The 23481-nt window shown below is 48.3% G+C and carries 21 protein-coding genes and 1 other RNA gene; 12 read left to right on the top strand and 10 right to left on the bottom strand.

Annotated elements, in window-relative coordinates:
- Window positions 1-21: 21 nt before the first annotated feature.
- The 6 genes from L4D06_RS04740 to L4D06_RS04765 are packed head-to-tail and all read right to left on the bottom strand — an operon-like array spanning window position 22 to window position 4028.
- On the bottom strand, window positions 22-1389 hold the full coding sequence (locus L4D06_RS04740; RefSeq protein WP_429738018.1) for an AMP-binding protein: 1368 nt from the start codon (window positions 1387-1389) through the stop codon (window positions 22-24).
- The gene (locus tag L4D06_RS04745; protein WP_274162809.1) at window positions 1389-1943 is read right to left on the bottom strand and encodes a COG4648 family protein; all 555 of its coding nucleotides are present in this window, start codon (window positions 1941-1943) and stop codon (window positions 1389-1391) included. The genes L4D06_RS04740 and L4D06_RS04745 overlap by 1 nt, the downstream gene beginning before the upstream one ends.
- A complete protein-coding gene (locus tag L4D06_RS04750; RefSeq protein WP_274162808.1) occupies window positions 1943-2200 on the bottom strand; it encodes an acyl carrier protein in 258 nt (85 codons plus the stop codon). Before L4D06_RS04750 ends, L4D06_RS04745 begins: the two co-directional genes overlap by 1 nt.
- Before the next feature lie 2 nt (window positions 2201-2202).
- Window positions 2203-2463: a phosphopantetheine-binding protein gene (locus L4D06_RS04755; protein ID WP_274162807.1), complete on the bottom strand. Its 261-nt coding sequence runs from the start codon at window positions 2461-2463 to the stop codon at window positions 2203-2205.
- Window positions 2447-3265 (bottom strand): lysophospholipid acyltransferase family protein, encoded by an 819-nt coding sequence (locus L4D06_RS04760; RefSeq protein WP_429737996.1) that lies wholly within the window; start codon window positions 3263-3265, stop codon window positions 2447-2449. The genes L4D06_RS04755 and L4D06_RS04760 overlap by 17 nt, the downstream gene beginning before the upstream one ends.
- Window positions 3246-4028, bottom strand: coding sequence for a beta-ketoacyl synthase chain length factor (locus tag L4D06_RS04765; RefSeq protein WP_429737997.1), 783 nt, complete (start codon window positions 4026-4028; stop codon window positions 3246-3248). The genes L4D06_RS04760 and L4D06_RS04765 overlap by 20 nt, the downstream gene beginning before the upstream one ends.
- A 131-nt stretch (window positions 4029-4159) precedes the next feature.
- Here L4D06_RS04765 and L4D06_RS04770 point away from each other — a divergent pair, with 131 nt between their 5' ends.
- From L4D06_RS04770 to L4D06_RS04780, 3 genes are read left to right on the top strand one after another with little or no spacing between them, the layout of a single operon-like run.
- Entirely contained in the window at window positions 4160-4555 is a 396-nt protein-coding gene (locus L4D06_RS04770; protein WP_274162804.1) for a hypothetical protein, read from the top strand.
- A 29-nt stretch (window positions 4556-4584) separates the two neighbouring features.
- Window positions 4585-5658, top strand: coding sequence for a class I SAM-dependent methyltransferase (locus L4D06_RS04775; RefSeq protein ID WP_429737998.1), 1074 nt, complete (start codon window positions 4585-4587; stop codon window positions 5656-5658).
- A 41-nt stretch (window positions 5659-5699) separates the two neighbouring features.
- Complete coding sequence (locus tag L4D06_RS04780) at window positions 5700-6929, top strand: NAD(P)/FAD-dependent oxidoreductase (RefSeq protein WP_274162802.1); 1230 nt, start codon at window positions 5700-5702, stop codon at window positions 6927-6929.
- Between the two features lie 59 nt (window positions 6930-6988).
- Here L4D06_RS04780 and barA read toward each other — a convergent pair whose 3' ends face one another.
- On the bottom strand, window positions 6989-9733 hold the full coding sequence (barA, locus tag L4D06_RS04785; protein WP_274162801.1) for a two-component sensor histidine kinase BarA: 2745 nt from the start codon (window positions 9731-9733) through the stop codon (window positions 6989-6991).
- A gap of 224 nt (window positions 9734-9957) precedes the next feature.
- On the opposite strand from barA, the gene rlmD reads away from it, so the two are divergent.
- From rlmD to eno, 5 genes are all read left to right on the top strand, one after another.
- Window positions 9958-11277 (top strand): 23S rRNA (uracil(1939)-C(5))-methyltransferase RlmD, encoded by a 1320-nt coding sequence (rlmD, locus tag L4D06_RS04790; RefSeq protein ID WP_429737999.1) that lies wholly within the window; start codon window positions 9958-9960, stop codon window positions 11275-11277.
- 116 nt (window positions 11278-11393) lie between these two features.
- Window positions 11394-13607, top strand: coding sequence for a GTP diphosphokinase (relA, locus tag L4D06_RS04795; RefSeq protein ID WP_274162799.1), 2214 nt, complete (start codon window positions 11394-11396; stop codon window positions 13605-13607).
- A 124-nt stretch (window positions 13608-13731) separates the two neighbouring features.
- Window positions 13732-14550, top strand: a complete 819-nt coding sequence (gene mazG, locus L4D06_RS04800; protein WP_429738000.1) for a nucleoside triphosphate pyrophosphohydrolase — start codon at window positions 13732-13734, stop codon at window positions 14548-14550.
- A 139-nt stretch (window positions 14551-14689) separates the two neighbouring features.
- Window positions 14690-16324 (top strand): CTP synthase, encoded by a 1635-nt coding sequence (gene pyrG / locus L4D06_RS04805; protein ID WP_274162797.1) that lies wholly within the window; start codon window positions 14690-14692, stop codon window positions 16322-16324.
- Window positions 16325-16404: 80 nt separating this feature from the next.
- Entirely contained in the window at window positions 16405-17706 is a 1302-nt protein-coding gene (gene eno / locus L4D06_RS04810; RefSeq protein WP_028022958.1) for a phosphopyruvate hydratase, read from the top strand.
- Between the two features lie 213 nt (window positions 17707-17919).
- Here eno and L4D06_RS04815 read toward each other — a convergent pair whose 3' ends face one another.
- From L4D06_RS04815 to L4D06_RS04825, 3 genes are all read right to left on the bottom strand, one after another.
- A complete protein-coding gene (locus tag L4D06_RS04815) occupies window positions 17920-19131 on the bottom strand; it encodes an FAD-dependent 2-octaprenylphenol hydroxylase (protein WP_429738001.1) in 1212 nt (403 codons plus the stop codon).
- A complete protein-coding gene (ubiH, locus tag L4D06_RS04820; protein WP_274162795.1) occupies window positions 19131-20336 on the bottom strand; it encodes a 2-octaprenyl-6-methoxyphenyl hydroxylase in 1206 nt (401 codons plus the stop codon). Before ubiH ends, L4D06_RS04815 begins: the two co-directional genes overlap by 1 nt.
- Window positions 20337-20430: 94 nt before the next feature.
- Window positions 20431-21006, bottom strand: coding sequence for a YecA/YgfB family protein (locus tag L4D06_RS04825; RefSeq protein WP_274162794.1), 576 nt, complete (start codon window positions 21004-21006; stop codon window positions 20431-20433).
- 281 nt (window positions 21007-21287) lie between these two features.
- Between L4D06_RS04825 and zapA the strand changes: the two genes are divergently transcribed.
- From zapA to rpiA, 4 genes are all read left to right on the top strand, one after another.
- Window positions 21288-21596, top strand: coding sequence for a cell division protein ZapA (gene zapA, locus L4D06_RS04830; protein ID WP_274162793.1), 309 nt, complete (start codon window positions 21288-21290; stop codon window positions 21594-21596).
- A 13-nt stretch (window positions 21597-21609) separates the two neighbouring features.
- Window positions 21610-21793: non-coding RNA, 6S RNA (gene ssrS / locus L4D06_RS04835), on the top strand.
- A gap of 41 nt (window positions 21794-21834) precedes the next feature.
- Window positions 21835-22437: a 5-formyltetrahydrofolate cyclo-ligase gene (locus L4D06_RS04840; protein ID WP_429738002.1), complete on the top strand. Its 603-nt coding sequence runs from the start codon at window positions 21835-21837 to the stop codon at window positions 22435-22437.
- A gap of 117 nt (window positions 22438-22554) precedes the next feature.
- Window positions 22555-23208: a ribose-5-phosphate isomerase RpiA gene (rpiA, locus tag L4D06_RS04845; protein WP_274162791.1), complete on the top strand. Its 654-nt coding sequence runs from the start codon at window positions 22555-22557 to the stop codon at window positions 23206-23208.
- Window positions 23209-23481: the final 273 nt, after the last annotated feature.

Raw genomic sequence — 23481 nt, forward strand, 5'->3', positions numbered from 1 at the left:
TTGTTCCTGTATGCCGTGATGCTATTCGTCGGTAAATAGAGCTTCAATGAGCGAATGCTGTCTTTTCCCCTGACTATTTTGCGGGATATTTTGCACGAACTTTAATCGCCGTGGAATCGCAATAGGTTCAAGCCACTCTCTCATAGCGTGACGGAGCGAAAGCTTGAATTTCCCTTGGCTAGTCTCTTGGATAATATCCAAACCTTGTGCAGATAATACCACGACTGCGGCAATGACCTGCCTACCACCTTGTGATAGCACAACTGACGCCGCGTCCGTCACCCACGGGCTTTGGCAAAGGCGTTGCTCGATTTCCGTCAGAGATACGCGTTTTTCTTCAACTTTAACCACTCGATCGGCTCTGCCTTTCAGAAGAAAGTGGCGATCATCGAACAGTTCGCAGATATCCGCGGTGTGATACCACTGCTGAGGGTCAATATAAGGGGAGCGTAAGGATAAGCAGCCGCTTTCATTGAGTGATGCCGTGATCCCATCAAACAAACGCCAAGGTGAGGACTCACTGGTTTGCTGACGAAAGCCAATGCCGCCTGTTTCCGTACTGCCATAGACTTCGATCGGAAGATACCCAAGACTGGCGATACTAAGTTGTGCGGCGTCATACGGAAGGGGGCCTCCAGATGAAAAGATGGAGCAATAACCGTCAGAGTTGGTTTGTTCTGATAACCGTTTTAACAACGCGGGGCTACTGACGAGCACATGGTGCCCCTTTGCTTGAGCAATAACTTGTTCTGGGTAAACCAAGTCGCGGCACATAAATGGGCGACCTGCGCTTAATGGCCAGAGAATACGAAACAGAAAACCGTAGATATGCTGGTGAGAAACAGTGCTAAAAAACGTCGCTTGTTGAACCTGCTTTCCCCACTGTTGTTCAAGCTGGTTCAATTCTTCTTGTAGTTGATGTAGTGACTTTTCGATAGCTTTAGGTACGCCACTTGAGCCTGAGGTGAACAAGGTTAACTTAAGATCAGTAAACGGTTGTAGCGCGGGTAGCGCGTCATTGGTTGGGATGAGCGCGTCCGGCAACGTTAGTGTTAAGAGGCCTTTTGGCGCTATCACACGTGTATCGTGAAGAATGCCATCGCAGCAGCTTGTGAGCTCAGTGAGTGCACCCGGCTGAAGGTTTCCCGGTAAAATGACCGACTTGTTGGCATGACACAATGCAAAAAACGCGACGGAAAAGAGGTAACTGTCTTCAAAGGCTAGAGCCCATTCTTTTTCAGGTCGCGCAGCAAGCTGGTGGCTAAGCGTCATGACATGGCGAGTGAAGTCACGCCAGCTTCGTTCGTTACCATTGTCGTCAATGGCGACGGGATGAGTGTGGGGTCTATCCGTCGAGCTAATCAGCGCTGAAAGTGGAGTGAAAGAAATCACGAAGCTTGAACCTTTTTTCTTACTAAATACTCCACGGCAAACAGTGTTCCTGCAGCTAAGTAGCTGAGTAAGCCGTTATACAAAGTCCAGTTACTCAGAGGCATGAAACAGGTGAGCCATGCAATGCTACCGTTTAGGAGAAAAAACAGGCACCAGACCTTGGTGACTTTTCGCGTGTAACTGACTCCCGAGGGGGGAAGGTCTGGGTCTTGCAATCGCGCTAACTTTTCAACAATGCTCTGAGGTTGGCTCAGACTATGCGCAAATATCGCCAGCATGACAGCGTTGACCACCACGGGATAGTAGAGAAACCAGTCATGCTGTTTGAAAAGGTAGCCCAGAGATGCCAGTGCTATTCCTATTGTGCCAGTGAGTATGGCTAAATGTTTGAGTGGCCCACTCTTTGAACGTCTGCTTGATACGATACGACAAGCAAAAAGGACAATGAGAACCAGTGCCAAAGGTGCTGCACCCCAATAGGACAATCCTGCATAGACCGCCAGTGGGTAAGCAAGAAGCAGCATTCCGGCTACCGCACTGAGGGATCTCATTACTGTGCTGCTAGCAAATCAGCAACAGCATCGACAACATCTTGCACTGTACGCACCGACTTAAACTCATCGGGTTTGATTTTTTTGCCTGTGGTGTTTTGTAAATGTACCACGAGATCAACGGCGTCAATGCTATCAAGATCCAGCTCATCATAGAGGCGGGCTTCAGGGGTGATGTCGTCAGGTGCTAATTCAAAGAGTTCGACTAGCGCATCGCGAACTTGTTCGAATATTTGTGCTTTGTTTACGTCTGTCATGTTTACTCCGCTTTGTTAGCAGAGATGAACGAAGCCAAATTAGCGACAGAGGCGAAATGCTCACGTGTGTTGCTATCGTCAGCATCAATGACCACGTTGTACGCTTTCTTAATGGCTAGGCCAAGCTCAAGTGCATCAATAGAATCTAGTCCTAGACCTTCTCCAAACAGAGGGGCGTCGGTGTCGATGTCTTCAATGGAGAGATCTTCTAGATTCAATGCATCGATGATCAGTTTTTTAATGTCGTTATGTAGTGTGCTCACAGTGGCCCTCTTTCGTTGAATATCGATGTTTGGAATTAATTGGGGTGGGGAATAGTTCGGTTGCCAGTCTCCGATTTAGACGACGAGCTTCTGTTGGTTCCGCTGCATCACTGCCACTAAATTCACTGGCGCTTATCTTACCCTTCACCTCCACATGAAAAAAGGGGCGAATGTCAGGAACCTGATACCATTTTCTCTCTTTGGTAAGAAAGCTGGGGGTGACTGTAATGTGGATGATTCGGATGTCGGTTTGGGTGCGAACTGCAATTTGTGATGCCCCTCTTTGCAGCTTTTGCTTTTCGCCGGGTGTGGTTCGAGTACCTTCAGGAAACACCAACAACACATTGCCTTGGTCTAAGCGATCACTACAGCGTGCCAGTAGGTCGTCTGGATCATTGTTGGGGATGTAACCAGCCGCTTTCACAATGCCTTTCATAAAGGGGTTACGCCAAATAGCGGCTTTAACGAGGCAGTCGCATTGGGGTAATTGAGATGCAATTAATACGTAATCAATCAAGCTAGGGTGATTGGCTAAAATAAGACAGCGTCTGTCTTTCTTCAGAATATCTGCACCTGAAATTCGAAAGTTGATAGCGCCTGTATATTTCATCGTCAGACAAAATGCGATAAAAGTGCGCTGAATGATTCGCTGCACGCGATGCTCCCGTTCTCGCGCGTCGCGTGCTGAAAACGTCATTATTGGGCATATAATAAATGTTAGGCATAAAGCCCCAATCCCAAAGAGACTAAAGCAAAAACCTGTGGCGAGAATTCGCCAGCCCTTACTGATTGCTATCAACATTCCATGTCCCCTTTGTGCACCACTCCCAATGTTGCCGTGAGCTTTGAATGACGAAGGTGGGTGCTGCATTCATGACATTGGCATAAAACGCGAGTGCTTGCGGTAATAAGAGCGTTGCGTCATGGCGGCTAGAGCTAGAGCTAGAGCTAGAGCTAGAGCTAGAGCTAGAGCGAGAAACAGTGAACTGCTCACCGTGTTCGATAATTACGCCAAAAGCATATGGGGGAACGTGATATTGGTTAAATGGCGTATATGGTTCAGGTAAGGGAGCATCGAAATCAACAACCAATACTTTGTGTTTGGGGTTCTCTGTTAAATAAATAGCAGCTTCAGTGAGGGCGTAATGAAAAGAATCCTCACCACCAGAGAGGGATGTCGCAGGTATGGCTTGTTTTGTTGCGATGGTAAATAAGCCTGCAGCTGTATTGTGGACCGATTGAGAGAATGCCGTGGGTGACGCATCTTGACCAGCCTGTATTTCGTTAAGCAGGGTGATAGTACGTTGAAGTTCACCATGCCGACTTGAGAAAACCACAAAGTCGACACTTTCATGCTCAATGAGCTCTGTTGCTATTTGCACCGCTAATTTGCTAATCGCACTCATGCGGCGGCGCATCATTGCTGGTATGGCACTGGCCGGTGGGGTGTTTCCCCCTTCTGGCCATTGATAATCGAGATGAGACCAGTTTGTCCAGTCTTCTTGATTTACTAGACCAGGCGACAGTGCATTAAGTTTTCGTAGGTTAAATTGAATACTACTCATTGGCGGGCTATAACATCAGTGCATATGTGATTGATCAAGGTATTGTTAGCATGAACAATGTGTAATGTTGATGATATCGTAATCACTGTAACACGCAACAAGGTGTTTGAATCAATAATAAGGAGTCAGTCGTGAATCTAAAGAAATGTCTAGTTTTGTTGGCAGTTGTCGTGGGGCTGGTTGGTTGTGGTCGTGTTCAACCTATCAAAAATGTTGAGAGCGTTCCCGTTGCTTTTAATGTGCCAGTGCTATCGGTAAAGCAGGCCATTATGGAATCTGGCGCTGATCGTGGTTGGATCATGACAGAAACGGCACCAGGTGTGATTCGGGGTGAACTTTTTGTCCGTTCTCATCGTGCTGTGATTGATGTGACGTATAGCGATAAGAGCTATTCGATTGATTACGTTGATTCTGAAAATCTTAAATACAGTGATGGTAAAATTCATCGTAACTACAATCGCTGGATCAACAATCTGGATGTTGATATCCGTAAGCACTTAGCGGTGCTGAGTGCCTCTAAGTCATAAGTACACTGTTTAGGTAGTAGGTTTTTAGCGTGAAGTCTTATGAAGTTGATCCGTATAACGGATTGAGCGCAAAAACAGAGGCGCAAAAGCTCGCTTTTGCGCCAATTGTTTTTCATACCGCTCGCACATTGCGAGATCTCAATATTTTGTCTGCCCTTGATGAGGCGGGAAGTGATGGCCTTGATGCCACAGAGATCGCAACTACAACGGGAGTATCAGAGTACGGTGTTAAAGTGCTACTCGATATGGCAGTGTCTGCCCATATCGTTACGTGGAAGTCACCGCGCTATTGTATTGCCAACCTGGGATATTTCCTGCTGCATGATGGCATGACACGTGCAAATATGGATTTCACTGCTGACGTTTGTTACGCCGCGATGAGCCATCTCACCGAGTCTATAGAAACTGGTACGCCTGCAGGCCTAAAAGAGTTAGGAGACTGGAGTACGATTTACGAAGGCTTATCGCAGCTACCAGAAAAGGCCAAGAAAAGCTGGTTCCAGTTCGATCACTTTTACTCTGATCGCTCTTTTCCCTTGTTGCTCGAAAAAGTGTTCGCGGATACGCCTAAAAACGTGTTTGATATTGGTGGAAATACAGGGCAATGGGCGAGGCAATGTTGTCAATACTGCTCTGATGTGACAGTCACTATTATTGACCTTCCTCCGCAGATTGAAATGGCATTAGAGCAGGCAAAAGAGACTGGCTATGAAGGTCGAATCAAAGGTCATGCTTTTGATGCACTTGATGCTTCTCAGTCCCTGCCTCAAGGTGCGGATGTATGGTGGATGAGTCAATTTTTAGATTGCTTTTCGCCAATGGAGATTTTGAGCATTTTGCGCCGCGTTCGCCAAGCGATGAAGCCGGATGCAACGGTTTATATCTTGGACCTATTTTGGGATGCTCAGAAATATGAAGCGGCGGCGTATAGTCTGAATGCGACTTCGTTGTATTTTACTTGCCTTGCCAATGGGAACAGTCGCTTCTATCGCTGCGAAGAGTTTGTTCAAATTGTTGAAGAGGCAGGGTTTGACGTGGTGGAAAAAACGGATGACATCGGTCTCGGACACACTTTGTTGAAACTTAACGCTCGTCAGGATTAGCAAGGCATTATCGCTCTGCGTACATTGTAAGGAGACATTGTTTGAATTTGGAAACCACACAGGTGGCTATTATTGGCGCTGGGCCATCTGGCGCGATTGCAGCAGCATTGTTAAACCAAAAGGGAATTGACGTTATTGTGATTGAGAAAGCGACATTCCCTCGCTTTTCTATCGGTGAGAGTTTGTTGCCAGCGTGTATGGAATCCATTCGGGCTGCAGGCATGCTGGATGCGGTTAATCATGCAGGTTTTCAATTCAAAAATGGCGCGGCGTTTAACCGTCGAGGACGCTATGTCAGTTTCGACTTCACGGACAAGTTTTCACAGGGTATCGGCACCACCTTTCAAGTTCAGCGTGGTGCGTTTGATAAAGTGCTGGCTGATGATGCAGAGCGACAAGGTGTAACGATTCGCTACCAACATGAGATTGAGTCGGTAGAACTTAACGGCGAATCTCCGCGCCTGACGGTCAAGGATGCGAACGGTGAAAAATATACGCTTGAAGCGGATTTTATCCTTGATGCGAGTGGTTTTGGACGAGTGTTGCCGCGTTTATTGAACCTTGAAACACCATCATGCCTTCCACCTCGAAAAGCGATATTCACGCACATTACAGATCGTATTGATGACGAGCAATATGACCGCGATAAGATTTTAATTTCTGTTCATCCTAACAACCAAGATGTTTGGTATTGGCTGATCCCATTTAGCAATGGAACATGTTCTTTTGGTATTGTGGGCGAGCCGACTTTCTTCGAACGCTACCCCGAAGATCACATTGATGCAATTCGCCAACTGGCATCGGAAGAGCCGCGTTTAGCTATATTGCTCGCTCAGGCAGAGTACCCTAACCCTGCTGGAGAAATTGGCGGATACTCTGCAAATGTATCAACACTGGCTACCGATAAATTTGCCTTGCTGGGTAATGCTGGAGAGTTTCTTGACCCGGTATTTTCATCCGGTGTGACCATTGCAATGAAGTCTGCTGAGTACGCAACTGACGCGTTATTGCGTCAATTGAGTGGTGAGAAAGTCGATTGGACCGCTGATTATGAAAAGCCTCTTCTAAAAGGGATTGATACGTTTCGATGTTATGTCGAGGGGTGGTACAAAGGCACATTGCAGGATGTGATTTTTTATCCAAACCCTGATGCGAAAATCAAACAGATGATTTGTTCTATACTCGCGGGTTATGCATGGGACGAGGGCAATCCCTATGTGAAAGAACCCGTGAGACGTCTGGACATATTGGCTTCTATCTGCGCGGAGTAAACCCTCCAATAGCTAACGATGAAACGGCAGGAAAGTCAGACTTTTCTGCCGTTTTTCGATCAGCTTTCCTCACTCAAATAATGCGGGGATTGCTCGCGGATATTATTCATCTCATCGAGTAATTCACAGAGCTCAGGTTCAAGGTCTTCGTTGTTGGCTCCCTGCTTATACTGTGTTTCCAGTTCATAACAGAGCCCTTTGAGCTTGGGTACACCGCTATAGGCGCAACTGCCATGTAGCTTGTGGATCACAGGCCAGAGTTCAATCGTATCGCCCTCTAATGCAAGGTTCACTTTGTCTTCTACTTCATCGAATGAGCGCACCAGCATTTGCAGCATCTCTTTCGCCAGAGCTTCTTTGCCTGACGCTTGCTTCATGGCTTGTGACCAATCGACACTGAGCGATGTACTGACCGTGTTTGAGTGGGTCAGTGGGCTATAGGAAGGTACGTCTCCAGATTGCGGGTGAGTCCAATGGTGCAGGACTTGTTCGAGAATATGCTCTTCAATCGGTTTGGTGAGGTAATCGTCCATGCCTTCGCCAAGCAAACGCTCTCGCTCACCCGCCATGGCATGAGCGGTGACGGCGATAACTGGGGTTTGATGGTTCAGTGGTGAACGACGAATTTCCTGACAAGCTGTCACCCCATCCATTTCTGGCATTTGAATGTCCATCAAGATCAGGTCAAAACGTTGAGCGTGCGCACGCTCTACCGCGTGCTTACCATCATGCGCCGTCACCACATTGGTCACGCGTTCTTTTAATAGTGCCGCGATGAGCTTGAGGTTCGCTGGGTTATCATCCACCGCCATGACGGTCATTGGCAGTTTGTTTACGTGCGCTTCAACCACGGCAGGAAGTGCCTTAGGTTGTTGTGGTTCACCCTGAAGTAGCTCTACTAACTTACGTACAGACAGCGGTTTCGGTAAGCATGCATCGACACCCGCATTTAAGAGGTGCTCTGACAGTGCGAGTTCCGTTGTCGGAAGGCAAAATACGATTTTATCACTGAAGACTTTAGCGCGAGATGCTTGGTTTATTAACGCATCGGGTTCTGGAACGGCGTCGGCATCGATACAAATCATCACACAAGAGACGCGTTCCGAATGCTCGGGTAGCTGATCAACACTTCGGATGCTGAGACCAAATTGAGAGAGTTTCTCACTGGTGATCTGGCGACTTTCTAGGTCGTTCTCTACTAAAATTAGCGAACTTCCGGCAAGCGCCTGATCATCGACAGGTTGTACCAAAGGCAAGTCGGTCTTCATCAGCGATAAGGTAAACCAGAAGGTAGACCCTTGGTGCAATCGGCTACTGAATCCAATGTCTCCGCCCATTTGCTGCACGAGGTTTTGGGTGATCACGAGGCCTAGCCCGGTTCCGCCATAGCGACGGCTGATACTCGCATCCGCTTGTCGGAATGCTTGGAATAACTGAGCCTGTTGGCGTTCGGAAATACCGATACCAGAATCTCGTATCACGAACTGTAATTCCAGTTGCTCATCACGTTGCTGTTTGAGTTCAACACTAATACGAATATGGCCACGCTCGGTAAATTTAGTGGCGTTACCAATCAAGTTAGTGAGCACTTGCTGGATGCGAAGCGGGTCACCAATCACCCCAGAAGGAATGCGAGGGTCAATGCGTAAATTCAGCTCTAGTCCTTTTTCGTGCGCCATGGGGGCAAGCAAACGCATGACTTCTTCTAAAGAGTCTTCGAAATCAAACGGGATGTTTTCAAGCAGCAACTTGCCAGCTTCGAGTTTCGAGAAGTCGAGAATGTCGTTAATGATCGTGAGTAGATTGTTGGCTGATTTTTCGATGGTCTGCAGATAATCTTGTTGGCTGCTACTTAATTGGGTTTTGAGCATTTGGCGGGTGAACCCAATCACACCATTGAGTGGTGTACGCAGTTCATGAGACATGTTGGCAAGAAACTCGGATTTCACCCGTGCCGCTTCTTGCGCGTTTTTCTTGGCGATGTCTAATTCAACATTTTGAATTTCAAGCTGTTCGAGCGTTTCACGTAAGTCTGACGTTGCCTGATCAATGCTCTGTTGCATCTCCAAATGATATTCAGACAATGAAATCGCCATGGCGTTGATACCGTTCTTCAAGGTATCAAGCTCACCCAATAATTTGCCTTCAATCCGAACATCGAGATGCCCTCGGCGGATTCTGTCGATCATATTGATCATTTGCTTTATTGGCGTTTCAACATCAAGCAACAAGCGATAGGCAAAGAATCCCGATAGAATAACGCCAAGAATAAGCACCACGCTGGCGGAAATGATTTCTTGGTATTGCTTAAGCTTCACCGTGGACAAGTCCATTTCCATCGTGATGTAGCCGATGGGCATTTCAGGTGCTAGCGCGTTATTGAAATTGCCGATAGCGCGAATAGGTGCACGAAGCAGCAAGGTGTCTTGCAGTCGGCTTATCTCCAAGCGATCGGGTATCGGTTGTCCGTCAGGGACGGCCATCAAATCGAGATTGCGGTGGTAGTTTGAGGTTACGAAGAGATCATTCTTGCCCGAAAATACCGCAATACTTCGAATGTATTGACTGTGTTGTCGGTGAGTGTGACCGATAAGGCGACGCACGTTTTCGCGACTTTCGTTAGAAAGACCGATTTCACTAGCGATTGCCAGCGGCTCAATGATTGCCTGACCCGCTACGCTCAATTGCTGCTCCAGCTCTTGATAGCGGTTTTTGATAAAATAGGCACTCAGTAAAATGCCGATGATCAATGTCGGTGCAATGGTAAGGGTAATTACTCTGGCGCGAAGTCCGTATTTGGTCATGCTGTTTGTTCTGTGGGAGAATTGCCATCATTTTCATGACGTACCTGTTCATGACATAAAATCATGACGTGCCTAAGGCTACATTCTAATCCTAGGTGCGGCTGTACACCAAAGCTGTCGGCGAGAATTCAGCAGGTTATCACAACCCGCTGTTCGCCAATATACGATTCACTGCTGTCATCACCAGAGGAAAAGGTGGCGATGGCCGACATTGGAAAATCAACATGGCGCGTTTTTTTCAGCCCCAGAAGAAGAAAAGTATCGACACCAAACACAAGGCATTCACCGTTGAGCGTCTTGACCATCAAGGCGATGGTGTGGCCTTTGACGGTAAAAAGCCGGTGTTTATTGCGGGTGCATTAGCGGGTGAAGACGTTGTAGCTCAATTGACGGAAGACAAACGTCAGTTTGCTCGAGCCAAATTGATCAAAGTGACCACTGCCAGTGCAGAGCGTGTTGAACCATTTTGTGCCCATTATGGGGTGTGCGGTGGATGTAACTTGCAGCACCTTGGACATGATGAGCAGATCAAAGCCAAGCAAACCTCACTTTCACAGCTGATGAGAAAGTTTGCAGATGCTGAACTCACCCAAGATGCACCAGTGTGCTCTGTTGGTGAAGGATATCGCCGACGTGCGCGATTGAGCGTGAAAATCGCTAAAACGGGTGAATTGGAAATGGGCTTTCGTCAGCGAAGCTCGAAAGACATTGTGACAGTGACGCATTGCCCAGTGTTAGCCAAAGCACTTGATGCACTGCTTCCAGAGGTTTACTCACTGCTGGATGCATTGCGCGGTCGCCGTATTATTGGTCATATTGAGCTGGTGGAATCTGATGCAGGGCGCGTGCTGTTAGTGCGTGCGATTAAGCCATTGCATGATGACGACATTGTGACTCTCAAACAGTTTGCTGATGACAAGGCGCTGATTTTGTATCTTCAGCAAGGAGATGCGGAGGCGCAGCGTCTTTGTGGTAGTGCGCCGTATTATTCGCTAGATACGTTTTCTCTTGAGTTTGAACCGCAGGATTTCATTCAGGTTAATGCCGACATCAACCTGAAAATGATTGCCCAGGCTCTTGATTGGCTTGCACTTGATAGTAATGACAAAGTGCTCGACTTATTCTGTGGACTTGGCAACTTCAGTTTGCCAATGGCTAGCAAGGCGGCATCTGTGGTGGGCGTTGAAGGTGTTGAGGACATGGTTCAACGTGCGACCGACAACGCGGTACGCAATAAGCTGGACAATGTGGCCTTCTATCATGCAAACCTTGAACTCGATGCGGGCAAGACTGAGTGGGGCAAGCAGCGTTATAGCAAAATTTTGCTCGACCCAGCACGTGCTGGCGCTTTAGGGGTTATGCCTTATGTGGCACAATCACGTGCTGAGCGTATTGTGTATGTGTCTTGTAACCCTGCAACACTCGCAAGAGACAGCCAAATACTGCTCGATAAAGGATACAAATTGGCTAAGTTGGGCATGTTGGACATGTTCCCGCACACAGGGCACTTAGAGTCGATGGCGCTGTTCATCAAAAAGGCATAAGTGACACACCGGCAACCATGAGGGTTGCTGGTTTATACACAAGCTACTTCCTTGTGCGTTGAACAGGCAAGTTGAGGTGGTTTGTGTATATGGATTAGAACAAACAGGATAGTGAAATGGTCGCAATTCGTGGCGCGCACCTAAATGACAACACAGAATTTTTGCTTGAACGCTGGGTCGATGGTCTAGCGCAAGATGCGGATGTCTCGCAGGCGCTGATAAACGCCTATTATGATTGCCAAACACTGGGTGACGAGCAGACCCTCGCTCAATCATTGTGGTTTGGTCGAGAAATGATTGAAATCCTTGTCACTCTTAGCATGGACAAGGAAACCTTGATTGCCGCGTTGCTCTTCCCTGTGGTGGAAGATGGCCTACTCACGCCAGAGGCCTTGAAAGAACGCTACGGCAGCAACATCACCAAATTGGTTGATGGGGTGCAAGAGATGGCGTCTATTCGTCATTTGAACTCCAACAATGAAGAAGCCACCGCAGCGCAGGTGGATAACGTGCGCCGTATGTTGCTCTCGATGGTTGATGACTTTCGTTGTGTCGTGATCAAACTGGCGGAGCGCATTAGTTATCTGCGTGAAGTGAAAAACGAACCAGACGATGTTCGTCAAGCTGTTGCCAAAGAGTGTGCGAATATCTACGCACCGTTGGCCAACCGCTTGGGTATAGGCCAACTGAAATGGGAAATTGAAGACTACACTTTCCGCTATCAGCATTCGGGCACCTACAAGCAAATTGCTAAGCAACTGGCGGAACGCCGTATTGATCGCGAAGACTACATTGATACCTTCGTGACAGACTTGCAGCAGGCCATGGGTGCGTCCAACATCAATGCTCAGGTGTACGGTCGTCCAAAGCACATCTACAGCATCTGGCGGAAAATGCAGAAGAAGAGCCTCGACTTCGATGAGCTTTTCGATGTGCGTGCTGTCCGAATCATTGCTGACCAATTGCAAGACTGCTACGCCGCATTAGGTGTGGTGCACACCAAATATCGCCACCTCCCTAAAGAATTTGACGACTACGTCGCCAACCCGAAACCTAACGGCTATCAGTCTATTCACACCGTAGTGCTAGGTCCTGAAGGGAAAACCGTTGAAATCCAAATCCGCACCAAGCAAATGCATGATGATGCCGAACTCGGCGTAGCGGCGCACTGGAAATACAAAGAAGGTGCATCAGCGGGCGGTCGCAGTGGCTACGATGAGAAAATCACCTGGCTGCGCAAACTGTTGGCATGGCAAGAAGAGATGTCTGATTCGGGTGAAATGCTCGATGAACTTCGTAGCCAAGTCTTTGATGATCGTGTTTATGCCTTTACACCAAAAGGTGATGTGGTCGATTTGCCTATCGGTGCTACGCCGCTAGATTTTGCTTACCACATCCACTCTGAAGTGGGTCACCGTTGTATTGGTACCAAAGTGGAAGGGCGCATTGTGCCGTTCACGTACCACCTGCAAATGGGCGATCAAGTTGAAATCATCACTCAGAAAGAGCCGAACCCTTCGCGTGACTGGCTAAATCCAAGTTTGGGCTTCGTCAATTCTGGCCGTGCTCGCGCTAAAATCAATGCATGGTTCCGCAAGCAATCACGTGAAAAGAACATGATTGCGGGCAAAGAGATCCTCGATACCGAACTGGCGAAAATTGGTGCGGTTAGCAAAGATGCCTCGCTGGCCATGAAACGCTTCAACATGAACAGCTTGGAAGAAGTGTATGCCGGTGTTGGCAGTGGCGACTTGCGCATCAACCAAGTGGTGAATTATATCAACTCCTTGGTGAATAAACCCACCAAGGCACAAGAAGACCAACAGCTTCGCGAAAAGCTCGAACAAGCCGAAACCTCGTCAGCGCCGAAAAAACCGCGCAGAGATGCCGTGGTGGTTGAAGGGGTTGATAACCTGATGACCCACCTTGCACGTTGCTGTCAGCCGATCCCAGGGGATGCCATCGAAGGTTATGTGACGCAAGGGCGTGGTATATCGGTTCACCGTTCAGACTGTGATCAATTATCAGAGCTTCGCCATCATGCGCCTGAGCGTATTATCGATACGGTGTGGGGCGGGGGTTTTGTAGGTAACTACCAGATCACGGTTCGCGTGTTGGCGTCAGAGCGCAATGGGTTGATCAAAGACCTGACCAACGTACTGACTAATGACAAAGTGAAAGTAGCAGGCATGCAAAGCCGAGTCGACTATAAGCAAAACATGTCGATCATGGACTTTGATCTGGAACTGAGTGATTTAGAAGTGCTGAGTCGAGTGATCTCTCGCCTTGAGCAGGTGCGAGATGTTCACGAAGCAAAACGACTTCACTGAGTGAGAAATCGCGCATCTTCAGGTTGATTTGGGTAAAAAATATTCGGTATAAAAAAGGGAGAGCTTAGGCTTTCCCTTTTTATTATTGAACACGTTTTAACACACTGACAGTGGGTAAATAGACATGAAAAAAATGTCGCGAATGCAAGAATTACTCGAAATTATGGCGACCCTACGAGACCCGAATAATGGCTGTCCGTGGGATAAAAAGCAGACGTTTGATTCCATAATTCCTTACACCATCGAAGAAACTTTCGAAACCGTGGATGCGATTGAGCGCCAAGATTGGGCGGATGTACGCGATGAACTGGGCGATCTCCTGTTTCAGATCGTGTTCTATAGTCAACTCGGTAAAGAGCAGGGCGACTTTGATTTCGACGATGTGGTCGGGGCTATCTGTGACAAATTGGTTCGTCGTCATCCTCATGTGTTTGGTGAGAAAGATGCGGACGGCAACCCACTTCAAGAAGCTGATTGGGAAGGCATTAAGGCACAAGAACGTGCCAAAAAAGCAGCGCCAGATGTGGCGGTGAGTTTATTGGATGACGTACCTAGCGCATTACCTGCATTAGGCCGAGCGACAAAAATTCAGAAACGTTGCGCTAGCGTCGGGTTTGATTGGGATGCGATCGGTCCGGTGGCTGAAAAAGTCCAAGAAGAGCTTGAAGAAGTGATGGAAGAAGCCTTGATGGTGGACGTCAATCAAGCACGTATTGATGAAGAAGTAGGCGACTTGTTGTTTGCCGTAGTGAATTTAGCCCGCCATGTTGGGACAAATCCCGAAAGTGCATTAAGAAAAGCTAATTTAAAATTCGAAAAACGTTTTCGTCAAATTGAAATGAAATTACGCGAAAATGGTAAAAACTTGCAGGAAAGTCAGACAGATGAGCTCGAAAATCTCTGGCAGCAAGTGAAACGTGACGAAGGCAACAAAGCAATGTAAATCACTCCATTGATTTACGACAAAAAAAAACGTTTGGTCGTGTGATAGTTTTCACGTTGTGGGAAGTTTCGGGCTCTGGTAACATGTCGTCCCGTCCAGATTTCCAATATTTCCCCTAAATCCAACTCTCAGGTTTAGCATGACAACGAATTACATTTTTGTAACTGGCGGGGTGGTTTCCTCCCTCGGTAAGGGTATTGCTGCAGCGTCATTAGCAGCGATTTTAGAAGCACGTGGTCTTAATGTGACCATGATGAAGCTCGACCCTTACATCAACTTGGATCCGGGCACGATGAGCCCAACCCAGCACGGTGAAGTATTCGTTACGGAAGACGGTGCAGAAACCGACCTAGACTTGGGTCACTACGAGCGTTTCATCCGTACCAAGATGACTAAGCGCAACAACTTTACGTCTGGCCGTGTATACGCCGATGTACTGCGCAAAGAACGCCGCGGCGACTACTTGGGTGCAACCATTCAGGTTATCCCACATATCACTAACTCGATTAAAGAGCGTGTGCTTGCTGGTGGCGAAGGTCACGATGTGGCTATCGTTGAAATCGGCGGTACTGTTGGTGATATCGAGTCATTGCCATTCCTAGAAGCTATCCGTCAGTTGGCGGTTGAACTTGGTCGCGAGCGCACCATGTTCATGCACCTGACTTTGGTTCCTTACCTTGCAGCTGCAGGTGAAGTGAAAACCAAACCTACTCAACACTCAGTGAAAGAACTGCTGTCTATCGGTATTCAGCCAGACATTCTGGTTTGCCGTAGCGACCGTGTTATTCCTGCAAACGAGCGTTCTAAAATTGCCTTGTTCTGTAACGTGCAAGAAAAAGCCGTTATCTCAATGAAGGATGTGGATTCTATCTACAAAATCCCTTCACTGATCCGTTCACAAGGCTTGGATGACTTGGTTTGTCAGCGTTTTGGTATCACGGCGCCACAAGCAGACTTGTCTGAGTGGGAACAAGTTATTTTTGAAGAAGCGAACCCGACCGGTGAAGTGACTATCGGTATGGTTGGTAAGTACATCGAACTGCCAGACGCCTATAAGTCTGTCAACGAAGCACTGAAGCACGCTGGCCTTAAGAATCGCCTGACCGTGAACATCAAGTATGTTGACTCTCAAGACGTAGAAACCAAAGGTGAAGAAGCACTGCATGGCCTAGACGCAATTCTAGTTCCAGGTGGCTTCGGTGATCGCGGCGTAGAAGGCAAAATTCTGGCAGCGAAGTTTGCGCGTGAAAACAAAATTCCTTACTTGGGTATCTGCCTAGGCATGCAAGTTGCGTTGATTGAATACGCACGTAACGTTGTGGGCATGGAAGGCGCGAACTCTACGGAGTTCAATAAAGAAAGCAAATTCCCAGTTGTTGGCCTGATCACTGAGTGGGTCGACGGCGAAGGTAAGGTTGAAGCGCGTACTGAGAAATCCGACTTGGGCGGCACCATGCGCCTTGGCGCACAGCTGTGTCACCTAAAAGACGGCACCAAAGCGCGTGAGCTATACGGTAATGCGTCTATTCACGAGCGTCACCGTCACCGCTATGAAGTCAACAATGTGCTTCGTCCGCAAATTGAAGAAGCCGGCCTTGTGGTATCGGGCTTGTCAGCGGACAAGAAGCTGGTTGAAATTATTGAAAACCCTGAGCACCCATGGTTTGTGGCGTGCCAGTTCCACCCTGAATTTACCTCTACACCGCGCGACGGCCATCCTTTGTTTGAAGGCTTTGTGGCAGCGGCAGGTAAAAATCAGCGTGGTGAGCTGTAACTGAGAACAAAGGGCGGTTGCGAAGGTAGTGCAGCCGCTTTTCGCATTTTTAAGCTATATGACATACGAGAGGAAACACAATGTCTAAGATCGTTAAAGTTCTAGGTCGTGAAATTATCGATTCACGCGGTAACCCAACTGTAGAAGCAGAAGTTCACCTAGAAGGTGGTTTCGTAGGTATGGCAGCTGCACCATCTGGCGCATCTACCGGTTCTCGCGAAGCTCTTGAATTGCGTGACGGCGACAAAGCTCGTTTCCTAGGTAAAGGCGTACTTAAAGCAATCGGCGCAGTAAACGGCGAAATCGCTAACGCTCTAGAAGGTAAAGACGCGACAAACCAAGCAGAAATCGACCAAATCATGATCGACTTGGACGGTACTGAGAACAAATCTAAGTTCGGTGCTAACGCAATCCTAGCGGTATCTCTAGCGAACGCAAAAGCAGCAGCTGCTGCTAAAGGCATGCCACTGTACGAGCACATTGCTGAACTAAACGGCACTGCTGGTCAGTTCTCTATGCCTCTACCAATGATGAACATCATCAACGGTGGCGAGCACGCTGACAACAACGTTGATATCCAAGAGTTCATGATTCAGCCAGTTGGCGCTGCAACTTTGAAAGAAGCTGTTCGCATGGGTGCTGAAGTATTCCACAACCTAGCGAAAGTATTGAAGTCTAAAGGCTACAACACTGCAGTTGGTGACGAAGGCGGTTTCGCTCCTAACCTTAAGTCTAACGCTGAAGCGCTAGAAGTTATCGCAGAAGCTGTTGCAGCTGCTGGCTACGAGCTAGGCAAAGACATCACTCTTGCTATGGACTGTGCAGCATCTGAGTTCTTCGACAAAGAAGCTGGCATCTACAACATGAAAGGCGAAGGCAAAACCTTCACCGCTGAAGAGTTCAACCACTACCTTGCTGGTCTAGTTGAGCAATTCCCAATCGTTTCTATCGAAGACGGTCTGGACGAGTCTGATTGGACTGGTTTCAAACACCAAACTGAGCTTCTAGGCGACAAAATTCAGCTAGTGGGTGACGATCTATTCGTTACTAACACTAAGATCCTTGCTCGTGGTATCGAAGAAGGCATCACTAACTCTATCCTGATCAAGTTCAACCAAATCGGTTCACTAACCGAAACTTTGGCTGCGATCAAGATGGCTAAAGATGCTGGTTTCACTGCAGTTATCTCTCACCGTTCAGGTGAAACTGAAGATGCAACTATCGCTGACCTAGCTGTTGGTACTGCTGCAGGCCAAATCAAGACTGGTTCTATGAGCCGTTCTGACCGTGTTGCTAAGTACAACCAACTTATCCGTATCGAAGAAGCTCTGGGCGAACGCGCACCTTTCAACGGTCTGAAAGAAGTTAAAGGCCAAGCGTAATCGCTTAGCTCTTCATTCAGTCGGCGATACGCTGATTTAGATATGAAAACGGCTCCCTCGGGAGCCGTTTTTTTGTTTGTAAGATAGGGAATAGAAAGATCTAGGAAGAGCGAAAGCGAAAAGCTTGACCGCATCTCAGGCCGTCAAAAACATTTTGCAGTACCCAGTACCCAGTACCCAGTACCCAGTACCCAGTACCCAGTACCCAGTACCCTATTTCTTTGCCAACTCGGGCAAATCCCCATTTAACCCCAAAGCTCGCTTAATAAACTGCGTTTTAATCCCTGGCAGGGTCGCTGCGGCCATCAAGCCAATGCCACGGAACAGTTTCTTAGCGGGGTTTTCACCTGAGAAAATATCGCGAAACCCCTGCATGGCGGCAATCATGTGAGCCGCTTCAGCTTTGCGCCAGCGCTCAAAACTGCGAAGGTTGGCTTTCTCGCCAATGTCTTTGCCTTCTTCATGCAAACGCACTAACTCTTGCGCCAAGCTGGTGGCATCTAACAACCCGAGATTGACACCTTGACCTGCCAACGGGTGAATGGTGTGAGCGGCATCCCCGATCAGTGCGACGCGCTCGACCACGAAGTCGCGGGCATAACGCATCTTCAGCGGAAACGCAGCCCGCTCGCTTGTTACAGAGCAAAGCCCCAGTCGTGTATCAAATGCGGCAGTCAGTGCTTTGTTAAAGTCTTCATCAGACAAAGCACATCGTTGGTCTGCAAGCTCAGGGGATTGTGACCACACAATAGAGCAAAGGTACGGGTCTGACAGCGGCAAGAATGCCAATGGGCCATCAGGGGTGAAGATTTGGCGTGCAACGCCGCCATGAGGCTCTGCAGTGCGAATATTGGCAACGAGCGCGCTGTGCCCATAGTCCCAATGAGTCAGCGGGATGGACAGTTGATTTCTAACCCATGAATTTGCACCATCAGCACCAACCACCAGTTTCGCAGTAATGGCATTGCCAGAATCGAGTGTTAGCCAAGCTTCGGTTTCGCCGAACATCATGCTCGCGCATTTGTCTGGGCAAAATAGGGTGACATTGTGTTGCTGCTTGATACGTTCAAACAATGACAGTTGGATAACGCGGTTTTCGACGATATAGCCTAGGTTCGGCTGACCCATGTCCATGGCATCAAAATCAATCGCGCCAAAGCTGTCTTGTTCCCACACCGACATTTTCTGATATGGGCTGCTGCGTCGAGACGTAATTCCGTCCCATGCACTTACATTTTTTAAGATGTTTTCGCTGGCGCGGCTGAGCGCAGAAACACGCAAATCGGGAAGGGGAGGCAGATCGATGTCTGGCATTTTTCCTTCGATGACGGCGATGCGAAGGTCGCTGTCAGCGAGTGCAGCTGCCAATGTTAATCCCACCATACCGCCACCAATAATGGCGATGTCTACATTTGTCATTTTCATTATCGTTCTACCAGCCCCATTGCACGTTTTAGCAATGGCGCTTTTAATCCGCTAAAGACGGACATTGCCGCCAGTCCTAAATTGCGCCCAAGACTGAGTGGCGCAGACGTATTGGAAAAACCATGAACAAGGCCCGATGTCATGGCGACAGTGGCATCTCTGTCTGGTTCGCGACGATGAAGGTAACGCTGAAGCATTATCATGTTGCCACAGTCTTGTTGTTCTTTGTGTGCCTTGGCAATTTCTTCTGCCAAGGTGACTACATCTCGAAGCCCAAGGTTAAAGCCTTGGCCTGCAATTGGGTGTAGCGTTTGGGCTGCATTTCCCACAACAGCAAAGCGATGGCTGATCAGCTGAGTTGCTTGGCGCAAGATCAGTGGATAGCTGTTTCGCTGCCCAACATGTAACAACTGGCCAAGGCGCCAGCCGAACGTTTGTTGGAGTTTCTCTGCAAATTCACGATCAGACAGCGCGAGAAAATCGGGCGCTTCGTGTGGTTTGACACACCAAACTAATGAGCTGCGACCTTCAGACATTGGCAACAACGCGACTGGACCGGTTTCGGTAAAGCGTTCAAACGCCTTGCCTTGATGAGGCAACGATGTAGTGACATTGGCGATCAGCGCGACTTGTTCAAAATCATGTTCATGGCGGGCGATACCGACCATGTCACAGCATGAGGAAAGGGCGCCGTCGGCAGCAACCATCAGTTTGGTGGTAAGCACTTGTCCATCATTGAGCGTTATCGTGACCTTGTCCGTTTCTCGGGTCAGTTCGGTGACGAAAGAGGGGCAGTACAAAGTGATGTTTTTAGCTTGGCTCAGGGCTTGATGAAATTCACGCCCTGCATCAGCCAGTTCAATCACATTGCCCAAGTAGGGTAAGCCTTCCGTGCTAGCATTCATCTCGGTGAGTCCGAAATGACCACGATCTGAAACATGGATGGTGTTAATGGCGGTGGCGAATGGTGCAACGTGATGCCAAATACCTAACTGCTCAAGCAATTGGCAACTTCCGTAGGACAGCGCGATGCTTCTCGCGTCATACCCAGGATGGGCATGGTCAGGGATAGCGGCTTCCACAACGGCGACGGACAGTTGAGCCTGCGTCAGTTGCTCAATGGCGAGTGCGAGTGTTGCACCAGCCATTGCGCCTCCTGCGATAATTACATCATATGTGTGTGTTGACGGCGCTGTTGCGTCCATTCCTTGCCTTTCTCCAGCGAGTGCTTCTGATAACAATCGCGTGTTGTTAATTGGTGATACGCTGATCTTAACCTTGGCTTATTGCGGTGCTGGCTTAGTGAAGTGTTGGCTTCGCATCTTCATCGTTTTGCGCTTTGGCGCCAAGCTCAATATGCAGAGTCATGGCGCATACACGTACATGCTCAATCACTTGCTCAAGCAGCAGGGCTTGTTCTTCTAAGTCTTCGTCTTCATCAATGCCAAGTTGTGCAATTTCAGCCAAATCGGCAAGCACTTCTTTTGCATCGTCAGAGAGCTTCCCAGCAGTCACACCAGCAAGACCGATACCTGCGATAAAGGCATTCACCCACTCTGATAGGCCATCAGCACGGTCAACAAGTTCAACGTTTTCGTCTGGCAGCAGAGGGTCGAAATCCATTTGGCCTGATGTCAGTTGATTATTAGCAATACCCAGCGAGGTGGCTGCTAGCGTTTTTGATTCATGTGGCCAGCCAGCACCATCGTTGGTGTAGTCATAAAGCATTGGCATCCAATTGCCGAGTTCTGGGTCTAGTCCACCGCAAAGCATGCCGCAAAGCAATCCTTGCATTTCAGCGGGGGTCACCGCCAAGCTGTCGGACTTTAGAGTGGTAGCAATGATGCTGTATTCAGGTAAAGTTACTTGTGTCACGAGGGCCACCTTGGATACCGTTAGTTTCTTGCCGTATGCTACCACTTAGCGCAATGTCACTGAACATCTCAACCTAAAAAGTCCATGCATGCCCACGGAAACGTCTTTCAGAATTTCAAAATAGCTCTGATTTTCATCACATTGACGACTTTTCGTCTAATCAGTGCGTCGAGAGACACAAGACATTAGGATAAACTTGCAGTTTAATCTGCCATTTTCTATAGTTTGTGCCCGTTACGTCAGGGTGCGACATCGCACTTTGAAGGGAGCTCAAAAAGATAATGACTACGCAGGCTGTTGAAATTCAAATCCTAGGTAAGACGATGCGCGTTAACTGTCCAGCAGGGCAGGAAGAGGCATTGGTTGAAGCAGCGAACGACTTTGATCAACGGTTGCATGAATTGTCTGGGCGCACTAAAGTAACGAATACAGAGCAGTTGCTCACGATTGCGGCACTTAATGTCTGCTACGAATTGTTGGCAGAAAAGCAAAAAAGTGTCGATGAAAAGAATGATATGGAGCAGCGTATTACGCTGTTGCAGCAAACGATTGAAGAGGCGTTGTTGAAGCACAGCGCGTCGAAAGCCTAAGGGCTTTACCTGTTTGACCCTGGAGTGTGCGTCAGTGGATCTGAGTCCCTGAGCCGATAAGCACATCTAAGGGTGAGTTGTTACAGGCTTTTGTGCAAGCTCGGCTCGTACCGAGAAGCCTACGGTCTGTTCTGCCCATCCGCCTTGAACCGCAGGGTTCAAGGGCGTAAGATCCCCAACGGCACTCCGGGGCCATCCCTTCTTAGATAGACCATTCAGCAAACGGCAAGGACCGCCGATGCAAGCAACAACGTCCGATCAGCGCCAAGCGCTACGCAAACAAATCCGCCTTCAGAGGCGCGCCTTATCAGACTCATCCCAGCAAGACGCTGCAGCGCAATTGCTCTCGCGTTTTCAGCAGGCTGAGGTTGTCAGCAGTGCCAAGCATATTGCTCTTTATTTGTCGGTGGACGGCGAAATTGATACGACACCACTGATAGAGCATTGCTGGGCGGAAAGTAAGTCTGTGTATTTGCCAGTGATTCACCCTTTTAGTAAAGGGCATTTACTCTTTCTTCATTACCATCGTCAATCCGTCCTCATTCCTAATCGTTATCACATCCTAGAGCCCAAATTGGATGTGAGAGATGTGTTACCAGTGAGCAAACTCGATCTGATTTGCACCCCGTTGGTGGCGTTTGATCAAACAGGTCAACGATTGGGCATGGGAGGAGGCTATTATGATCGCACGCTTGCACCTTGGTATGAGACGCAGCAAGGTGCTAAGCCTTTGGGGCTTGCACATGACGGTCAGCAAGTGAACGCTCTCCCCGTCGAAGCGTGGGATGTTCCATTGCCTGAAATCTTGACGCCTTCAAAACACTGGCAGTGGACGATATGAACGAATCTGATTGGATCAGTCGGAACGGGATCTGTGTATGTAAAAATCCCCAACTTACCGATTGAGATCTGTATAATCGGCCTCGCGTTTTTCCCCCTAAATTAGCAGGAGATCCTCATGACTCAGGATGAAATGAAGAAAGCGGCTGGCTGGGCTGCGTTGGAATATGTTACCAAAGGCAGCATTGTCGGCGTAGGTACAGGCTCAACCGTTAATCACTTCATTGATGCCCTTGAAACCATGAAAGAGCAAATCAAAGGTGCGGTGTCGAGCTCAGTAGCATCGACTGAGCGTCTTGAGAAAATTGGTATTCCCGTATTTGATGCCAATGAAGTGGCAAGCTTGGATATCTATGTCGACGGCGCTGATGAAATCAACCCAACCAACGATATGATCAAAGGCGGCGGTGCTGCACTGACGCGTGAGAAAATCGTCGCAGCGATTGCAGAGAAATTTATCTGCATTATTGATGACACCAAGAAAGTGGATGTTCTGGGTCAATTCCCATTGCCCGTTGAAGTGATCCCAATGGCGCGCTCTTATGTTGCTCGCGAACTGGTGAAACTGGGCGGTGATCCTTGCTACCGTGAAGGTTGTGTGACTGACAACGGCAATATGATTCTTGATGTGCATAACCTTCAAATCACCGATGCAAAGCAACTTGAAGATACCATCAATGGTATTGCGGGTGTGGTGACAGTGGGTCTGTTTGCGAATCGCGGTGCTGATGTTGTGCTTGAAGGCACACCAAACGGTGTTGTGAAAAGCTAAATTCTCTTTGACGAGCAAACCCTTAGCTTTCCGCATTTTTTTGACACGAAAGCCAAACGTTTGCGTTCAAGGAACTCAATAAGTTAGCGGTGCTCTTTGGGCACCGTTTTTTTTCGCTTTTATAACGTAATATTCTTACCCTTTCGAACAACTTTTTGTTACCTTAGTCACTAATTGTGAGGCGTTCATGACCACTTTGGTTGGAAAGTGTTCAATTTTCCCTTGGTTAGATCGAGGCCCTCAGCCACTCGGATGGCAAAACCAATTTTTGTA

Origin of the sequence: Enterovibrio makurazakiensis (assembly GCF_050336585.1) — a bacterium.
Lineage (GTDB): Bacteria > Pseudomonadota > Gammaproteobacteria > Enterobacterales > Vibrionaceae > Enterovibrio > Enterovibrio gelatinilyticus.